The organism is Chryseobacterium daecheongense (assembly GCA_027920525.1).
GTDB classification, from domain to species: Bacteria; Bacteroidota; Bacteroidia; order Flavobacteriales; family Weeksellaceae; genus Chryseobacterium; species Chryseobacterium proteolyticum.
This window is the reverse complement of sequence record CP115858.1, coordinates 3,582,913-3,603,111: the sequence shown is the minus strand read 5'-3', so window position 1 is coordinate 3,603,111 and position 20,199 is coordinate 3,582,913. Positions and strand designations below refer to the sequence as shown.

Annotated in this window: 13 protein-coding genes; 7 read left to right on the top strand and 6 right to left on the bottom strand. The window is 34.1% G+C overall.

Annotation, left to right across the window (positions count from 1 at the left end):
• Window positions 1–50: 50 nt before the first annotated feature.
• The 4 genes from PFY10_16015 to folE all read right to left on the bottom strand — a co-directional run bounded on the left by PFY10_16015 (window position 51) and on the right by folE (window position 4,172).
• Window positions 51–1,217, bottom strand: coding sequence for a T9SS type A sorting domain-containing protein (locus PFY10_16015; GenBank protein WBV55728.1), 1,167 nt, complete (start codon window positions 1,215–1,217; stop codon window positions 51–53).
• A 233-nt stretch (window positions 1,218–1,450) separates the two neighbouring features.
• Window positions 1,451–2,917, bottom strand: coding sequence for a cysteine--tRNA ligase (cysS, locus tag PFY10_16010; GenBank protein WBV55727.1), 1,467 nt, complete (start codon window positions 2,915–2,917; stop codon window positions 1,451–1,453).
• A gap of 152 nt (window positions 2,918–3,069) precedes the next feature.
• Complete coding sequence (locus tag PFY10_16005; protein WBV55726.1) at window positions 3,070–3,501, bottom strand: DinB family protein; 432 nt, start codon at window positions 3,499–3,501, stop codon at window positions 3,070–3,072.
• Window positions 3,502–3,506: 5 nt separating this feature from the next.
• On the bottom strand, window positions 3,507–4,172 hold the full coding sequence (gene folE, locus PFY10_16000; protein WBV55725.1) for a GTP cyclohydrolase I FolE: 666 nt from the start codon (window positions 4,170–4,172) through the stop codon (window positions 3,507–3,509).
• 97 nt (window positions 4,173–4,269) lie between these two features.
• On the opposite strand from folE, the gene PFY10_15995 reads away from it, so the two are divergent.
• From PFY10_15995 to PFY10_15965, 7 genes are all read left to right on the top strand, one after another.
• On the top strand, window positions 4,270–5,424 hold the full coding sequence (locus PFY10_15995) for a hypothetical protein (GenBank protein WBV55724.1): 1,155 nt from the start codon (window positions 4,270–4,272) through the stop codon (window positions 5,422–5,424).
• Window positions 5,425–5,924: 500 nt separating this feature from the next.
• Window positions 5,925–6,926 (top strand): cell wall anchor protein, encoded by a 1,002-nt coding sequence (locus PFY10_15990; GenBank protein WBV55723.1) that lies wholly within the window; start codon window positions 5,925–5,927, stop codon window positions 6,924–6,926.
• A gap of 9 nt (window positions 6,927–6,935) precedes the next feature.
• Entirely contained in the window at window positions 6,936–7,412 is a 477-nt protein-coding gene (locus PFY10_15985; GenBank protein WBV55722.1) for a hypothetical protein, read from the top strand.
• Between the two features lie 42 nt (window positions 7,413–7,454).
• Window positions 7,455–14,126, top strand: a complete 6,672-nt coding sequence (locus tag PFY10_15980; protein WBV55721.1) for a SpvB/TcaC N-terminal domain-containing protein — start codon at window positions 7,455–7,457, stop codon at window positions 14,124–14,126.
• Between the two features lie 11 nt (window positions 14,127–14,137).
• Window positions 14,138–14,587, top strand: a complete 450-nt coding sequence (locus PFY10_15975) for a hypothetical protein (protein WBV55720.1) — start codon at window positions 14,138–14,140, stop codon at window positions 14,585–14,587.
• A 457-nt stretch (window positions 14,588–15,044) separates the two neighbouring features.
• Window positions 15,045–15,269 carry a hypothetical protein gene (locus tag PFY10_15970; GenBank protein WBV55719.1) on the top strand — a complete coding sequence of 75 codons (225 nt, stop codon included), beginning with the start codon at window positions 15,045–15,047 and terminating at the stop codon, window positions 15,267–15,269.
• Window positions 15,270–15,356: 87 nt separating this feature from the next.
• Window positions 15,357–15,842 (top strand): hypothetical protein, encoded by a 486-nt coding sequence (locus tag PFY10_15965; GenBank protein ID WBV55718.1) that lies wholly within the window; start codon window positions 15,357–15,359, stop codon window positions 15,840–15,842.
• A 725-nt stretch (window positions 15,843–16,567) separates the two neighbouring features.
• Here PFY10_15965 and metF read toward each other — a convergent pair.
• The gene (metF, locus tag PFY10_15960) at window positions 16,568–17,527 is read right to left on the bottom strand and encodes a methylenetetrahydrofolate reductase [NAD(P)H] (GenBank protein WBV55717.1); all 960 of its coding nucleotides are present in this window, start codon (window positions 17,525–17,527) and stop codon (window positions 16,568–16,570) included.
• Between the two features lie 7 nt (window positions 17,528–17,534).
• Window positions 17,535–20,195, bottom strand: coding sequence for a methionine synthase (gene metH, locus PFY10_15955; GenBank protein WBV55716.1), 2,661 nt, complete (start codon window positions 20,193–20,195; stop codon window positions 17,535–17,537).
• Window positions 20,196–20,199: the final 4 nt, after the last annotated feature.

The following is a 20,199-nucleotide window of genomic DNA, read 5'->3' as shown; positions in this document are numbered from 1 at the left end:
ACCTTTTCAGTCACTTTGAAAAGGTTTTAAAATCATAAAAATTCAGGATATTATTTAGTGACAATAATCTTCTTATTTAATAATATTTTACCTGAGTCTTCTGTAAGATTTACAATATATGCTCCGTCCACTAAATTATTCAGAAATACTTTTTGGTTTAAAGTTCCTCCTTTAGCAGATATATTTTGTTTCATCACATTTTTACCAGACATATCAAACACATTAAGTATAATATTTTCTTTGATCTTTTGATCATTCATATCTATTGTAATAAAATGCTCGTTAACCTTTGTGGGATAAATATCTACGTGGGTTAAAATATTTGAGCTTACGGACTTATCGTTTACAAAATACTTACTTGCCAGGTCATAAATATGCAGATTCAGATCTCCGGGAATTTTATCCGCGGTTAATGTCTGCATATCCACCTCATACAATGGGGCTCCCTTTGCACTTGCAATCACTACCTTTCCTTTTGAATTAACGGCAGAACCATTCACTGAATAATTTTCAGGTAGACCGGTGATCTTCCCCACAAACCTTGCCTTAAGTTCTTTTTTCAGAATCTTAAAGACATTTCCTGATGTCGAAAAAACATAGAAATTACCGTCCGCATCAGCAATCATATCTCCACCAAAACCTGTTTCAATAGTTGTAAAAGAATTCTTTCCGTTAGATATATCATCTTTAATAATTCCCAGGTCATGAACCGAATATTGATTACCTGTTCTGGTAATTTGTAAAAATTGAGTTCCTGCATTATTAATAGCATAAACATTTCCATCGTATCCTGTCGCCATTCTCGTTATATGGGAATTAATATCACACGCAGTTACTCTTGTTACGTTGTTTTCTACCAAAGTAATTTCTTTGGTTTTATTATTTAAAACATATACATTAGAAGAAAACATCGGCATGTATATCAGATTATTTCCCGACGGATCATAAGCTAAAGCAGCCATCGTTGCCGACTGGGCATGGTTATAAGAGTTTTTATCCTCAGTAACAGATCCGTTTCTCGACTGTGAAAATACTTTTGCCATAGAATCTGCTGTCAACATTGTTTCACCGGAAGTTCCATTGATAACATCCAGGGCCCGGAAATCATTAAAAATAATGCTCGGAGTATCTTTTCCGGTAAGTGCAAAGAAATCTTGCTGCCCGGAAGCTTTCACTCCTAATAACAGTAAGATGACAGGGAATAAATATTTTTTCATAATTAATAGGATTTATTATCACTAAGTTACATATTTTCTAGATTAAATAATAAAAAATACAATTATTTAAAAATTTAATAATACATCAGTAGCTTTAATTAGCATATTCATTAAATCTAATATTTATTCAAATAAAAAAATCCCACAGATTCTACTGATTTGAACAGACATTCTATTTGAAAGCTGCGTAATCCGTAAAACCTATGGGAGGTAATATGTAAAAAGATCTACTTTTAATTCAAAACATAAGTAGTTCCATCTCTGCCATCTTTTAGCTCTATTCCTTCAGCAAGTAACTTATCCCTGATCTGGTCTGAAAGCTCAAAGTTTTTAGATTTTCTGGCTTGATTTCTTAATTCAATCAAAACCTGTAAGGTCTGATCAAGCTTTTCATTATTATTTTCTTCAATAGGTTGTAGGCCCAGAACATCAAAAATAAAAGCATGTAAAGTAGATTTTAAATCAGCAAGATCCTCAGTAGAAATGGTTTCTTTCCCATCATTCAAAGCAAAAATAAATTTCACCGCTTCAAACAAATGCGCGATCAGTATTGGTGAGTTAAAATCATCTGTCAGCGCGTCATAAGCCTTCTCCTTCCACTCTTTAAGATTGAAACCTGATTCTTTACTATCATCCGGCATAACAGAATTCAGCACTTTTACGGCTTCCATCAGCCTGATAAATCCTTTCTCACTGGCAATCATAGCATCATTAGAAATGTCCAGGACACTTCTGTAATGAGCCTGAAGGAAGCAAAATCGTACGATTGACGGGTGGAAAGGCTTCTCAAAGAAATCATTTTCACCGGAAACCAGCTGCATCGGCAGGATATAGTTTCCTGTTGATTTACTCATCCGCTGGCTGTTCATAGTTAACATATTGGCATGCATCCAGTAATTAACCGGAGCTACATCATTGCAGCCTTTACCTTGTGCAATCTCACATTCATGATGTGGGAACTTAAGATCCATTCCTCCACCGTGAATATCAAATTTCTCACCGAGGTATTTAGTACTCATTGCAGTACATTCCAGGTGCCATCCCGGAAAGCCTTCTCCCCAAGGAGAATTCCATCTCATGATATGAGCAGGCGACGCTTTTTTCCAAAGTGCAAAATCCTGTGGGTTTTTCTTTTCCCCTTGCCCGTCCAGATCACGGGTATTAGCAAACAGTTCTTCTATATTACGTTTTGAAAGTTCCCCGTAATTCAATCCTCTTTTATTATACTCCAGAACATCGAAATAAACAGACCCATTACTTTCATATGCAAAACCTCTTTCAATTAACTTTTGAGTCAGCTCAATCTGCTCTACAATATGCCCGGTCGCCGTAGGCTCAATATTAGGAGGCAAAAGATTGAACATATCTAAAACTTTATGAAAATCCACAGTATATTTCTGTACGATCTCCATAGGCTCTAATTTTTCAAGACGGGTTTGCTTTACAAACCGGTCATTATCTACATTCCCATCATCAGTAAGGTGTCCCGCGTCTGTAATATTTCTAACATATCTTACTTTGTACCCTAAGTGCATTAAAGTACGGTAAATAAAATCGAAGGAAAGGAACGTTCTTACATTTCCTAAGTGTACATTGCTATAAACCGTCGGGCCACAAACATACATCCCAATGTTTCCTTCTAAAATAGGTTTGAAAATTTCTTTTTCAGCAGTTAGCGAATTATATATTTTTAATTGCATTGATTTTAAAATTAAAAGATTTAATGATTTATAATTTAGTTTAAAGTTTTAGTATTAAAAGATTGTGACCTTTTAACAACAGCATTTCTGGCAACAACAAATAATTGTGGTTACAAAAATTTTATCTGAAACTTTTTTAAATTTTATCATTATTAAATTGTTTTTAAATGGTGCTGCAAATGATCCATATAATCCTGAATCAGATACTCCAGCGTATACACTCTCTGCTCTGTCTTTGAAGTATCACAATTTTTATGCAAAACCTCATCCGGCATATTTTCAACAACATTCACGATCTGAAGATTGAGATATTTCCAAAGATTGATCACGTCAGCTATCGGAATATTTTGATAGTTCTGAGCTTTCACCCAAAAATTCTGATCGTACACTATATTTTCATTTTCCTTGTATTGGGTAACCACAAATCTCCTGATATTGGTTAGTGCACTATCACAAAGATGACCTAAAATTTCTTTTTTGGACCACTTCTCAGCAGAAAACTTGTAACTCCATTCTTCTTCAGAAATCATTCCAAATCTTTTCACCTCCGCCTCCACGGTATCTTTTAAAATCTGATAATCCATTCCGATTAATCCAAAGTCGTATGGCTTCCTACATAGTGCAGGAATTCCTGTCTGGTAATAGGATTAGTCCTGAATATCCCACTTAATTCTGCCGTAATCGTAGAACTTGCCGTATCTTTAATTCCTCTGCAGTTCACACAAAGATGTTTCGCATCAATAATACACGCTACATCTTTTGTTCCCAAAGCTTCTTTAAGGGCATTTACAATTTGCATTGTAAGTCTTTCCTGAACCTGAGGTCTCTTTGCATAATAGTCTACAATCCTGTTAATTTTTGAAAGACCAATTACCTCACCATTTGAAATATAGGCAACATGTGCCTTTCCAATGATTGGTAAAAAATGATGCTCACAGAACGAATATACTGTAATATCTTTTTCCACCAACATCTGACGGTACTTATATTTATTGGAAAAAGTAGAAATTCCCGGTTTGTTTTCCGGAAGTAGTCCACCAAAAATTTCATTCACGTACATTTTTGCAACACGTTTGGGAGAATCTTTTAAGGAGTCATCCGTCATATCCATTCCCAAAGTTTCCATAATTTCCCCAAAAAGCTGGGTAATCTTTTCTATCTTTTCCTGTGGCGATTTATCAAAAGCATCTTCCCTTATAGGCGTATGTTCTTTTCCAGTGAAAATATCATCGTCGTTATCAGTAAAATCAACCATTTTTTATAATTTGCAACAAAAATACGGATAAAATCGATTCATTGATTTCAATTGAAACCAAAAACATTATCTTTCACCCTCTATTTTTATAAAATTTATGATTATTGTTGAAGAAGTACAGGATCAAGAACAAAAAAAAGAATTTCTGCAGTTTCCAGCTGTACTTTATCAGCACGATAAAAATTACATCAGACCTTTAGACAAAGATATCGAAGAAGTTTTCGATCCCAGTAAGAATAAATTTTTCAAAACCGGTGAGTGCCAAAGATTTTTGTTTAAAAATAAAAACAATCAGACTGTTGGAAAGGTCGCTGTTTTTATCAATACTTTCTACAAGCAGGATCAGCCAACCGGAGGATTAGGTTTTTTCGACTGCATTAATGATCAGGAAACAGCTAATTTTATTTTTGATTATTGTAAAAACTGGCTGCACGAAAGAGGTATGGAGGCAATGGATGGACCTATTAATTTTGGAGAAAGAGATAAATTCTGGGGTCTCCTTTCAGATGGATTTTCACCTCCCTTATTTGGCATGAACTATAATTTTCCTTATTACAAAGATCTCTTTGAAAATTATGGATTCAGGTTATATTTTGAACAGCTCTGCTTTTCAAGACCTATTTTCGCGGACGTTTCACGGGTATTTAGGGTAATGCATGAAAAGCACCGCCGAAATCCGTCCATCTCTGCACAGCCTATGAAAAAAAATAATCTGGAAAAATTTGCAAAAGATTTCACGGAGGTTTATAATAGTGCCTGGGCAGCGCATGGAGAAGGAAAAAGACTGGAAGAAGGCAAGGTGCTGAAAATGTTCAAAACTATGAAACCTATTATCAACGAACATATTTCATGGTTCGTTTATGAAAATGAAAAGCCGATTGCCATGTGGATGAATATTCCGGACGTGAATCAATGGATCAGATACCTCAACGGAAAGTTCGGATGTATAGAAAAATTGAAGTTCCTTTGGTACAAAACATTCAAAAAAAATGAAAAAATGGTCGGATTGGTTTTCGGCGTTATTCCCGAATGGCAAAGGAAAGGAATTGATGGATATATGATCTGGGAAGGAACCCAGCATCTGAGAAAACATACAGATTTTAAAGTAACCGAGCTTCAATGGATCGGAGACTTTAATCCGAAAATGATAAAAATTGCAGAAACTCTCGATACTACTGTAACCAGAAAGTTAATTACCTATCGGTATCTTTTTGATAGGAACAAACCTTTTGAAAGGCATCCTATCCTTTAGTTCTATTTAAGAACGTTTCCAGAAATGGAAACTGATGGCTTTTTTTAATATATTAAACTCGGCTATAATCTCCTGAACATTTTTTTGGGAGATAAACAACAATCTACTTAGCATTTTTTTGCTAAAAGCCCATTCCATTCTATGAATATTTTTCAAAATTTTAAAAATCCAGATTTATTTTTTTCTTTATTTTTTTAAATAAATTACAAATACAGACCAGAATATCAAATTGTTACGTGTTTTAAATCTACATATAGTGAACATTTCATATGTTTGCAAAAACACAAATAAATTTGATCACTGCATGAAAAATAATTTCCCCTATACATTTTAACAGATAAAATGTATTTCTAATGACTTTCCATTTTTAAAGGTTTATTCCCTTTAATTTTTTATGGACTTAATCCTTTTAATGATTCTGATTCAAAAATCAGGACCATCTAACCATTATACCCAAAAGTATATTTAAATCTACAACTATCGTAATAAAAAATTCAATAATGAAAAAAAGTTTACTCATTGGCATTATTTTATTCACTCAGTTACATTTTGCACAGCAGGCCGCTAATCTTCAGGTTCAGGATACAAGAAATGTAAATCCACTTCCATCTGAATATAATCGTGAATTTAAAGCTGAATTTAAGGACAGAGCTATCATTGAAGCACCCGGCGCCGGAAAATTTTCAGGATTACTAACTATAGCTCCGTGGTCAGGAAATTCAGGAAATAAAAATCATCAGATCAATTTTAATGATGGAGGTGTATTTTATAGAAATGCTCTTCCTAATGATCCCAAATGGAGCAAATGGGGCAAATTTCTTATCGAATCAAGTGAAGGTACAGTAGCCATCGGAGGTCCAACAGACCCTAATATTGCTTTTAAAAACTATGGAAGAGCTCAATTTTACACCAATATCAACAGTGATGGTGTTCAGGTAAGAAGTACAGTACAAAATGTAAGTTCAGGAATGGACCTGATGTGGCTTGTATATGACCACTATCAATCTAATGATGTAGGATTGCTTACACTTTCTTCTCCCCATACACAAGGGGATTGGGCAAAATACGTGTTCACTGTACGAGCAAATGGTAAGGTACTTATCGGAACTTCATGGAATAATACAGCACTCTCCGCCTGTAGTGACTGTAATGAATATCGCTTATTTGTAAAAGACGGAATAAAAACAGAAAAAGTAAAGATTGAAGTTCCTTCTACCAATGGATGGGCTGATTATGTCTTCGGGAAAGATTATCACCTTCGTTCGTTGGAAGAAGTCGAAAAACATATTGAACAAAAAGGGCATTTGCCCAATATTCCTTCCGCTGAAGAAGTTGTAAAAAACGGAATCAATGTTGGTGAGATGGACGCCAAGCTACTGGAAAAAATTGAAGAGCTGACACTATATTCTATTGAACAAAACAAACAATTAAAATTTCAATCTGAAAAAATAAAGCAACTAGAAAAACAATTAAAGTCTCTTTTTTCAGGAAAAATCAAGTAAATGCAACTTATGAAAAGAAAAATATTTTCCTTCTCTGCCTTACTGATGGGATTCTTTGGTTTTTCGCAAACTGAAGTTTATTTCAAATACGATGAGGCTGGAAACCAGCGATATCGCGGTACTAATAACACGAGTAAAAAGGCTTCAGATGAAACAAAGAAAGAAAGTCAGGAAACCAGAACCATAGCTCCCTTGCAGCAAAATCCAGCCATGGATGAAAAAACATTCTGGAAACAAATCAGGCTTTATCCGGTTCCTGTGAACGATATTCTTACTATAGACTGGACCAACGAAGCAGATGGTCTTATTGAATCTGTAGCACTATATCAACACAACACCATCAACTGGAAATTCCGGAAGCAAAACATGCCTGATCTTAATAAAGAGATTAAAATCAATATGTCCGGCTACGATTGGGGAGTATATATCCTTCAGTTTACCTTAAAAGACGGAAGAATCTTCAGCAGGAATGTTACAAAAAGGTAGTTGTTTAGACAAAATTAAGTATTACTTATTATTTTATCATCTATGAAATTTTTATACTCGTTTATTATTTCATTCTGCTCACTATTGGGCTTTTCACAAACAATTCTATATCAGCAGGAAAACGCCTCACGAACAGTACGGGATCCACAGGCCATACTACTGGCACAGGGATTCAAAGCAGCTGCAGATACCTCAAATCCATTTGTGGCAAAGATTGGACCTGCAACAGAAAATCCGGGAGGAGGTCCAACAGATTCTAATGCAGGATCAACCAATCCATATGGCACAACTGCCCCGGAAGGACAAAGCTTCCATGATACGAAAGGAAATATTGAAGTAAATGGAGCCGGACAACTTCAGTTTACTTTACCCATAGCTTTACCGCCAGGAGTAAAATCTGTAGCACCACAAATAAGTCTTATTTATACGAGTGGTTCCGGAAATGGAATTGCCGGATATGGATGGAACCTTTCCGGAATTACCGCAATTTCGAGGATAGGAAAGAACATTGAAAAAGATGGAGAAGTTAAAGGCGTACAACTGGATTACTCCGATTATTATAGTTTTAATGGGCAAAGGCTCATTTTAAAGTCTGGAGAATATGGTAAAGATGGAGCAGAATATGTAACGGAGAAGTATTCTAATGTTAAAATTAAATCAATTGGTAATACCCTAGGTCTTTCGGGGCCTGATTACTTTTTAGTTTTATATGAAGATGGTTCACAGGCTAAATATCAGAAAACATTTACAAACGGGTTCCGAGGTGGTCCTGCTACAGAATATAACATCACTGAATGGGCAGATGCACAGGGAAATCTCATTGTATACAGTTATGAATCTGATCAATTAGGGGGACGAAACGGAGGTGTCTCAAGGTTATCTACAATTTCATGGGGAGGAAATAAATTATTGAATACACTTCATTTTAATGAAATAAAGTTTAACTATATAAATAGAGATCTTAAGGAATCGTCTTATGTAAATGGGGCATTTTTTATACAGGACAAATTATTAAAGGATATCACTGTAAAGATAAGTGGGAATCAATTTAAAAAATATATTATTAAATATACACGAAATGGAACATCATATCAGTTTGTAGAATCTGTGCAAGAGATAAATTCGATGAGCGAAGAAGCTAATCCTATATCATTTACTTACGAAACCGACACCACAACGAATAGCATTATGAAACAGGACTCCCGTTATGATGAAATTCTAGGTAATAATATTATATCCGGAGATTTTGATGGTGACGGAAAGGTAGACTTTATAAATAGTAATAAGTTAATGTTGAGGAGATTGGATGGAACCGGAGATATCTATACTTTTAACAGAGAGCTAATCGGATGGAAAAATGAAAATATTTTTGTAGGTAGTCATCCTAATGTAAGCAATGCTAGTGCCTTATTCAATGTTCACGCACCATTTAGCTATACTACGTGGTATGAAAATGCAATAAAAATAAATATTTGCAAATATGATAAGGGTTTAAATACTATTATTTTACAAGAATCTAAAAGATATGACCTAACAGGATATTACACAAATTCAGACCCAGAGCTTCAGGTACTACTACAAACATCGTCTGGAGATTTCAATGGTGATGGAGTCACTGATTTTATTGTATCTGCTACTTGGGCAGTATCTAAAGATATAGGAGAAGAAGGACCCAATGTTGTATGGACCTATTTTGATAATAAAAGATTTTATGTAAACCCGTTATCTGATACTATTACTCCAATTGATATGGCAGATATAAACGTCGGTGATATAAAGACTGTAAATGACTTTTTAGGAGATGGAACTCAGCAAATACTAATTCTTAAAAACAATCTATACAAGCTGTATAAACTTGATATCAAAACAAATAAGCTACTCCATTTATATGATTTCCCGAATACCGAGGACGCATCTTTACCATTATATTATGGAGACTTCAATGGTGATAGAAAAACAGATATAATAATCCCTGTAGCAGAAGATTCCTCAGATTGGAAAATGTATATTTCTACGGGAAATAGTTTTAGAAAAGAATATTATTCTAATCTTTTTCTATATAAACCAGCCTATACGGGTGCTGCAACAAAATATAGAAATACATTAAGATCATACTATACACCTGACTTAAATAAAGATGGAAAGAGTGACTTTCTCATCTTTGAATCTCAAGTATGGTTTAGGCAGCTTAACATAAACAATAAGGATTCTAGTTATGGATTTAATTACTTAAGAAATGACGGAGTAGATGCAACAGGAAAACCTATATTCAATAATATATATAGCTTATCACCTAAAGAGATTCCGGTTTCCGGAAATCTGGAAGATGAAGATATCAATTACTCTAAATATGGAGAACATTATATTCCTTTAATAGGAAATTTTAGAATCGCAGAAGTTAATACTGAATTTGCTATTATTCATAAAACAAAATTAATCACCTGGGAATTGGGTGGCAAGCTAGATAAAGTATCGAGGATAACATCAATTAATCAAGGGGCAGTAAAAACAGATATAGAATATTCAAATTTGGCTAATAATGGAAATATTTATAAATCATATTCCAATATTTCTCCAATTCAGTATCCCTATGTCAATATTGTAGAAAACATCAACTATAATGTAGTTTCGAGGCTAATTCAAGGAGAGAGAAAACAAGAATTTAGATACAGAGATTTAATTGGTCATCTACAAGGCAGAGGTATGATCGGTTTCAGGCAGACCGCAAGGTCTACCTTCTTTGCAGATGGATTTGAAAACACAAAAATATGGACAGGCTCAGAAATCAATCCTTTAAATGAAGGGTTACCCTATAAAGATTGGTCAATAAGAACAACTAATGAGAACAATATATTTCCTGCTAACATTTCTTTAAACAACACACAATTATTATCATTTAAACAATATGATTATAAGATTGATAAACTTCTTAATGGAAATATAGTTAACAGTATTGTTATTGGTGATGCTGACAAATCAAAAGTAGTACTTTCGATAAATCCATATATAACAACGACAAAAGATTTTCTAAAGAATATCAAGATAGTTCATACCGTAGAACAGTATAATGAACTATACCTTCCAAAAAAGTCTGTGACCAAAATTAATGATGGTTTTGCAATTTCTACGCTCGAACTGGAATATTATCCCTCTAATATGATTCCAGGATCAAATTATAGTATTGGTAAACCTAAAATTAAAACCAATGTAGTACAGGCTTATGGTGACACTAAATCTGGAAAAGAGGAATATACCTATGAAAATAATCTACTCAAAACCCAAATAACCTGGAATCGAAATAATTCAGAATCAATAACCGAAACTTATACTTATGATGGTTTTGGAAATATTACCAGAAAGCTGGCCAGTAATAGTGTAGATTCCCAAATCCAATCCACTGAGACAGAATATGATTCTAAAGGGCGATTTGCCATCAAGAAAAAAGACAATCTGGGACTTGAAACCAACATTATTTATAATGATTGGGGTGAAATTCTGAATCAAACTGATCCATTGGGTAATACCTTAACGAACACTTATGATGGCTGGGGAAAACTCCTTACCTCCAAAACTAATTTAAGTGGTACAACAACCTATCAGTATGAGCGAGACAATAATTCGAATATCATAGTTACAGAATACAACCCAAATGGTGGTATTTCCAAAAAATACACCAATAAGCTTATTCAGGAATATAAGGTTTCAACTAAAGCTTTTGGACAAGGACAATATATTTCTAAAGAGACACAGTATGATATTTTGGGTAGGAAGATCAAAGAAAGTGAATCTTACTTCGAAGGACAATATCCAAGTCAATGGAATGATATCCTTTATAATGACACTGTTTTTCCAGCTACAACAATAACGACTGCCTTTAATGGTAAAAAATTGGAAACTTCTATTTCCGGCCTAACCACTAACTTTAAAGAACTGAACGGATATGGAAGAACAACTACAAAGAGAGAAGATGCTTTGGGTAATACAGTGGCAACTACAGATAAAGGAGGAACGATCAACTTTTCTTACAATGCAGCAGGGGAGCAGATCAAAGCACAATATGCCGAAAATACAGTGACTACCCAATATGATGTCTGGGGAAGAAAATCAGAATTTAACGATCCTTCGAATGGCATATACAAGTACGAATATGATGGATTAGGAAAACCCAAAAAAATTGTCAGTCCAAAAGGAACTAAGGAATACACATACAACAATAATGGACAGCTTATTTCTCAAAAAGAACTTTCAATGTCAGATGGTGGAGAATCCACTAATAAAATGATTTTTTTTAGTTATGACAATAAAGGAAGAGTCATTTCAAAATCGGGAACCTCAAAAGGACAGGCTTATAGTTCCAATATTTCTTATGATGCTCAGGGAAGAATTTTATCCTCTACAGAAAACAACAATGGAAAATACTTTATCCAAAAAGGAATTACCTATGATGATAAAGCTAGAGTTATTTCCTATGAAAAGCAACTTTATTCTTCCGGAGTTTTAACTAAAGTACAGATACAAAATGAGTACAGCAATTGGAGTGGTGAACTCTTTCAGGTAAAAGATAAAAATACTGGAAAGGTATTGTGGCAACTTCAGGAAGCTAATGCCAAGGGACAGGTATTAAAAGCCAAACTTGGAAGCGCAAATATCAACAATACCTATGATGCTAATGGATTCTTGCTGCAAGTTAGTCATTCTTCAGTAGTGAAACCTGGAATTTTACAACTCTCCTACTCTTTTGATGCCATTAAAAACGAATTAAAAAACAGAACGACAGGTGGTGACTTCAATATCATCGAATCATTTGACTACGATGACAACAATAGGCTGGTAAACTGGACAAATCCGGTTACGGGAACCAAACCAACTACCAATAGAAATACTTACGATGTGAAAGGGCGTATCCTGGAAAATGACCAGGTGGGAAGCATTAAATTCCAGAACAGCCAGAAAATCTACCAACCTACGAGTATGGTGTTGAATGCTGCCGGAACCCAAAGTTATAATAATGATCTGATTCAAAGCATTGTTTATAATGAAAATAATGATCCCGTATTTATTGATGGAGAGAAAGGAGATGTAAGCTTCCAATATGGGTTGATCAGCATGAGACAACGAGCTTCTTATGGAGGAAATTTCTCTTCAAATGGAGAAGGAAAATTCACGAAGTTTTATAGTGAGGACGGAAGCTTTGAAGTGATTAAGGATAATACAACAGGTAAGGAAAAGCATATTTTGTTTATTGGAGGAACTCCTTATGAAAGTAATATTGTATATTTAAAAGATTATAGCGAGAGCAGTAGTTCTTTCAGGTTTTTACATAAAGATTATATAGGTAGTGTATTAGCCATTAGTGATGGGTTTGGGAACAAACTGGAACAAAGGCATTACGATGCGTGGGGGAATTTTAGCCACCTTCAAATTGGAAACGGAGCTATCCTCACCGGAAATGCTCTCAACCAGCAACTTTCAACTTTCAACTTAGTAATAGACCGTGGTTATACAAGTCATGAACACTTTGCAGAAGTGGGCATTATCCATATGAACGGAAGATTATATGATCCCCTTTTAAGGAGATTTTTAAATGCGGATGAAAATATACAAGACCCCACCAATACCCAAAATTATAACAAATATGGGTATGTGATGAATAATCCACTCATGTACAACGACCCTAGTGGAGAGTTTATTTGGTGGATACCTCCACTAGTAGCAGCAGTTTCCGAATTATTTAATATGTATTACACGCAAACACCCTTCAATTATGGACGGTTTTATGTAGGATTGGCTACTTCATATTTTAGTGCTGGAATTTCATCAGGAATAGGATCTATTTTCCAAGTAGGAGATGCTGTAGCAAATAAATTAGGAAGTACATGGACCATTGTAGCTAAGGCTGGTGCCCATGCCTTTGCCCAAGGCAGTCTTTCTTACGTACAGGGTGGGAATTTCTGGTCTGGGGCTTTAAGTGGAGCCTTTGCGAGTGTAGCTAATGATTTATTAGATTTGGCAACAACTAATGCAGGTGAGAATAGTATATTAAGAAGTGATGGGTTTGTCCTTTTAAACGGTGCAGTAAGTGGAGGTATTGGATCTGTACTAGGAGGGGGTAATTTCTGGATGGGAGCTGGACAAGGATTAATAGTGTCAGCATTTAATTTCTTAGCTCATAAAGAAACTAACGCTGTTGAAGATAATAATACCGATGTAGATTGCCCTACTTGTCCAAAAAATGCAAAAAATTGGCAAACATATACTGAGGATTTTACAATATTAAATAAGGAGTTCTGGACTTGGGACAATATTATTAATGGGCGAAGGTCCTATTATTATTTGGATGGTACATGGAATGAAATTGTACCTTTCGCTGGCACAGTTCCAGTCGGCCCGGCAGGTGGCTTTAATTTGCTTAAATCGTTTAGATCTGCCTTATCACTAGCAAAAGGTGGTTTAACAAATGTCGGTAGGGCAATACAAAAACATCCTAATATTTTAAGGCTTATTGGAAAAGAAGCTTCATCAGTAACAACTAATGCATCAAGAAATGCTTATGGCGCAAAGTCCTTGAAGTATATAATAAAAAATGGGACAAAGGAAATAAGATCACATAATAACTATGGGAAAGTTGTGGATTATAAACTTCCAAGTGGTTTAGGAGCAAGATTTAACGCTGTTACTAATGAATTTATTGGCTTTTTAGGAAGAGGATTATAATAATTAATACTATGACAAACTATAAACAACTTTGGAATAAAATTATTAAAGATTTAGATAATGATGATATAGTAATAGAAGTGAAGGTCTTAAATACAAGAATTCAGGATTGGAAAAATCTTTTAAAATTTTTACATGACCGATTTTCAAATATAATTTTTGACGATAATATATCTAGTGAAATTAATGCAAATAGTTTTCCTAAGTCTGATAATGATACGATTAAAAGTTTATCGTTAAGTTTCAACTATTTTAACTTAACATTATCGCTATATACCATAGAAGAAATAGAATTTTTTTCTGATTCAGTCATAAAGTTAAATGCAAATAATATTGAGCCACTTTTTTCATTTTGTGAAATGGTTTCTCATACTTTATCCAAAAATATTTATATCTATTGTGAAGCATCAGATCACCGTTCTTTATATTACAACCACTATAATAAATTATGGGAATACTAAAAATTTACATTGGAAGCTGAAAGCAAAAGTCAGATAAAAATAGATTATAACAAGAATGGCTATGTTATAATTGTTTTCATTGTCTTTTTTAGAAATAATGATGAACTAGCGACATATTTTATTGATAATCTCAAGTTTAATACGGATTAATTTTAGTACAAGGATCCTTTTACATGAAATAGAGAAGAATATTTCCTAATAAGGAATGGCTTAAGAAAAAATCAAAGGAGGTAAATGTCCTCGTCAAAATTTAAGTTATGGGAAAAAGTATTTTAAAAAGGCTTATTATAAGTAAATTTTCAGTGTTTTATGTTTTGTTTTTTTTATTTTATTTCTATTTCTATATAAAAATCCCTGCAACAGACTTATTAATAACAATATTAAAAACGGATTTAGGGGTGTTATTTTAGAGAAAATTGCGGTTAGGAATGGGATAATTTCTCATGCTAAAATAAAATTGAACAAAAAAGACACAATAATATTCTTAAATAATTTATCTGACGTTATTACTGGGGATAGTATAATAAAACCCAATAACTCTCCTTTTTATTTTTATAAAAAGAATGGAATCTGGTACAAACAAACCTTTGAAATAATTTCTAAAGATCTTCAAAAAAGCAAATGTTTTCCTGAAGAATGGAAAAAAAAATGTTGTGCTGAATGGAAAGAAGCTTGTCTGTAAGAAAATGATGAATATTAAACCAATTTCTCAAAATATTGTTGATATTCATACAATAACATATACCGGTATTTAATAGATTTATGCTTTATGGAAAATAAAAAAAACAAAACAAAAACTCTATTCCTAATTTTTTACATTATTAATTTTCAAAGCTGTATGGTTCAAAAAGAAGATAAACTTTATTTAGAATATAAAGATATTTTATACCATAATAATGTAATTGACGAAGTTAAATCTTACGATAGTAAAACTTCAATTTATGAAGTAAAACAATTCCATCTTAATGAAGGATATAAAAGTAAAAACGTAACAGTTAATCTGACAAAAAAAAATATTAAGGAAATCTATGATTTATCTTTAAAACTACAACCTAAAAATTTACACAATTGTGTTTTTAATAATAATAAACTCATATCAAGTTCAACAATCATATTTAATAAAAAAAAAGAAAACTTACTATGCAATACCAATTTGGCGGATAAAGAAAAATATGATAAGATCGAAGCGAAATTGTATGAATTTATTTTACCTACTTATAAATTAAAATATCCAAACGAATTTGTTGGAAAGTAATTAAAATAAATTGTTAGCTACAAATTACTATTGGGAACTGTAGTACATTACATAAGTGACATAATGAGGTTGAAAATATAAATACATTTAAAAATCTAAAATTAAGCCCAAATGAAATTCAGATACTTAATGAGAACATTAAGTATCTGAATTTCATTACAAGCTTGTAAATCTAGGAGAGATCAAGAGATATAAATTTTATATATCACAAAATGTACTATAAAAATTCCGTGCTTTCACGAGATTATTTCTATGATAGTAAAACAGGTATATATAAATTTATCTATAATAAAAATAATGTCTCGGTAAATTATGGTGAAAATGAAATTGTTAAAACAATTATAAAGCTTGGTACAGAAGATCTGCAAAGAATTTACAATTTATATCTCAATCTTAATCTAAAAAAAAGACTTTATGTATAAATCCAGAAGATATATTTTATAAATCATTAATAAACTATAATTTTGAGGTAAACAGTAAGACAAATAATTGTATCCAAAATAATGAAGAGGTAGAAAAATACAACAAACTCGAAGCAGAAATTAACCAAGCTTTAAGATCAACAAACGCATATAGAATGCATTCCCATGGGAATTCATAAAAAAATAACTATGACTTACTAAATATTTTGAGAAGTGTAAACCCTTATAAAGATAAAATATCTATTATATAAAAAAATCCCTGTTGACAGAACAACAGGGATTCCTTTCATTAATACTCCTTCATTAAAATAATTCCCCTGCGACTTTCTTTATGTTATCACTTTTACCCATAGAATAAAAATGTAAAACAGGCACTCCAAAATCCAGAAGTTCCCGGCACTGATTGATTGCCCACTCTACCCCAATTTGCTTTACAGCTTCATTGTTTCTGGCATTTTCAACTTCACTGATCAATTCTTCGGGCAAATCGATTTTAAATACTTGTGGTAATAATTTTAAATGCTTTTTGGTTGCAATAGGTTTGATTCCCGGAATAATAGGAACCGTAATTCCCATTTCCCTTGCTTTGTGAACAAACTCAATGTACTTTTTATTATCAAAAAACATTTGCGTGACGATGTAATCTGCACCTGCATCTACCTTTTGTTTTAGCCATTTGAGGTCATAGTTCATTGAAGGGGCTTCAATATGCTTTTCGGGATATCCTGCAACTCCAATACAGAATTTATTCAGTTCGTCACCAACCTCATCTTCATTATGAAGGTATTTTCCACGTCCGAGATCATTAATTTGATATACAAGATCCATCGCACTTTCATGTCCGCCTGGTGTTGCTTCAAAATACTGATGTCCTTTCATCGCATCTCCTCTCAGTGCCATAATATTCTCAATCCCGAGATACATACAATCTACCAAAAGGTACTCTGTTTCTTCTTTTGTAAAGCCTCCACATAATAAATGGGGAACGGTATCTACATTATATTTATGCTGAATAGCAGAACATATCCCCAGGGTTCCGGGGCGCATTCTTGTAATTCTGCGTTCCATCAGACCATTTCCTTTATCAAGATAAATATATTCTTCCCTGGAAGTTGTAACATCAATAAAAGGCGGTTTGAATTCCATCAAAGGATCTATATTCCTGTAAAGGTCCTCAATACCAATTCCCTTTTGTGGCGGAACCACTTCTAAAGAGAATAAAGTCTTTCCATTTGCTTTTTTTATATGTTCAGTAATCTTCATGCTTGTTTTAATCTGCTAAATTAGGTGACAGCCATTTTTTGGCTTCCTGAATGCTACACCCCCTTCGTGCGGCGTAGTCTTTTAATTGATCTTCTGTGATTTTCCCCAACCCGAAATATTTTGCATGAGGGCTGCCAAAATAATATCCGGAAACTGACGCTGTAGGGAACATTGCTAAACTTTCGGTAAGATAAACGCCTATATTTTCTTCTACTTTTAAAAGATCCCAAATGGTTTTCTTTTCCAGATGGTCAGGGCAAGCAGGATATCCGGGAGCAGGACGTATTCCTTTATATTTTTCGGCAATAAGTTCCTCATTGCTTAGCTCTTCCTGTTTTGCATACCCCCAATATTCTGTTCTTATTTTTTTATGTAAAAATTCGGCATATGCTTCAGCGAATCTGTCTGCCAAGGCCTTTACCATAATGGAATTGTAATCATCATTCGCCTTTTCATATTCTGCAGAAAGCTCATCTGTTCCAAAACCTGTTGTTACACAGAAAGCTCCCATATAATCTGTCTTTCCTGAACTTTGGGGAGCGATAAAATCACTTAATGCGAGATACTCTTTGCCTTTGGACTTTTGAACCTGCTGTCTTAAAGTCAAAAACCTTGTCTGTTCCTGATTATTTTCATCAAAGATGATGATATCATCCGTTTCATTAGCATTGGCTTTAAAAACTCCAAATATGGCCTTTGCAGTAAGAAGCTTCTCATCAAGAATTTTTTTCAGGATCACCTGAGCATCTTTAAATAGCTCTTTTGCCTGAGCCCCTACTACCTCATCCTCTAATATGTTCGGGTATTTCCCATGAAGATCCCAGCTCCTGAAGAAAGGTGACCAGTCAATAAACGGAACCAATTCATTCAGATCCTGATCCTGAAAGATTTGTACACCGATATTGTTGGGTGTAAAGATTTGTTCGCTTTCCCAGTCTATTTTAAAATGATTTCTTCTGGCTTCTTCAATAGAGACGTAATCTTTATCGATCTGTCTGTTCAGGAACTTTTCACGGAAATCCGAATATTCACTTTTTAAGTCATCCACATACTCCTTATTCCGGTCTCCCAATAAAGAACTTACCACATTTACCGCCCGGGAAGCGTCGTTTACATGTACAACAGCGTTTTTATACTTCAGATCTATTTTTACGGCTGTGTGCGCTTTTGATGTGGTAGCTCCTCCTATTAGTAATGGAAAATCCAGATTCTGTCTTTCCAGCTCAGCAGCAATATACACCATTTCATCAAGGCTTGGTGTAATTAAGCCGCTCAGTCCTATAACATCCACGTTTTCTTCAATTGCCGTCTGAATAATTTTCTCAGCCGGAACCATTACTCCAAGGTCTACGATTTCATAATTATTACAACCCAAAACAACACTAACAATATTTTTTCCGATATCGTGAACGTCTCCTTTTACGGTAGCCATAAGTATTTTACCATTCGCAGGTCTTGAACCATCTTTTTCCGCTTCGATGAAAGGCTGAAGATAGGCAACTGCCTTTTTCATTACCCGTGCAGATTTTACTACCTGCGGAAGAAACATCTTTCCGCTTCCGAATAAATCTCCTACAACACCCATTCCCGTCATCAGGTTGACCTCAATAACATGCAATGGTTTTTCTGCTTCTTTTCTTGCTTCTTCTACATCTTCTTCTATAAAACGATCTATTCCCTTTACCAAAGCATGGGTAATTCTGTCCTGAAGAGGTTTTGTTCTCCATTCCAGATCTTCCGTTTTCTCTTTTTTTACAGATTTATGCTTTTCAGAATAATCCAGAAGCCGTTCAGTAGCATCTTCCCTTTTATCTAGAATAACATCTTCTACAAGCTCCAGTAATTCTTTATTGATTTCATCATATACCTCAAGCATCGCAGGGTTCACAATCCCCATATTCATTCCTGCCTGAATCGCATGATAAAGAAAAACCGAGTGCATCGCTTCTCTTACCGTATCATTCCCCCGAAAGGAAAATGAAACGTTACTAACTCCACCACTTACAGAGGCATAGGGAAGGTTTTGTCTTACCCATCGCGTTGCATCGATAAAATCCAAAGCATTTCTTCTATGCTCATCCATTCCTGTTGCAACAGGGAAGATATTTAAATCGAAAATAATATCCTCAGCAGGAAAATCAATCTGATTAACTAAAATATCATATGACCGCTTTGAAATTTCTATTCTTCTGTCTAAGGTATCTGCCTGTCCTTCTTCATCAAAAGCCATCACAATAACAGCAGCACCATATCTTTTTATTGCTTTTGCCTGTCTGATGAATTCTTCTTCCCCTCCTTTTAAACTGATAGAATTCACCACACATTTTCCTTGAACAACCTGTAGTCCTGCTTCCAGGATCTCCCATTTGGAAGAATCCACCATAATGGGAATTCTCGCGATATCAGGTTCGGAAGCAATCAGATTCAGGAATTTAACCATTGATGTTTTTCCATCAATCAGTCCGTCGTCAAAATTAACATCGAGGATCTGCGCTCCCCCTTCCACCTGATGTCTTGCAATATCTAATGCTTCAGGAAATTTTTCTTCTTTGATTAATCTTAAAAACTTTTTAGAACCGGCAACATTAGTCCTTTCACCAACGTTGATGAAATTACTTTCCGGTGTTATGATAAGAGGCTCAAGGCCCGATAATCTTAAATATTTCATCAAT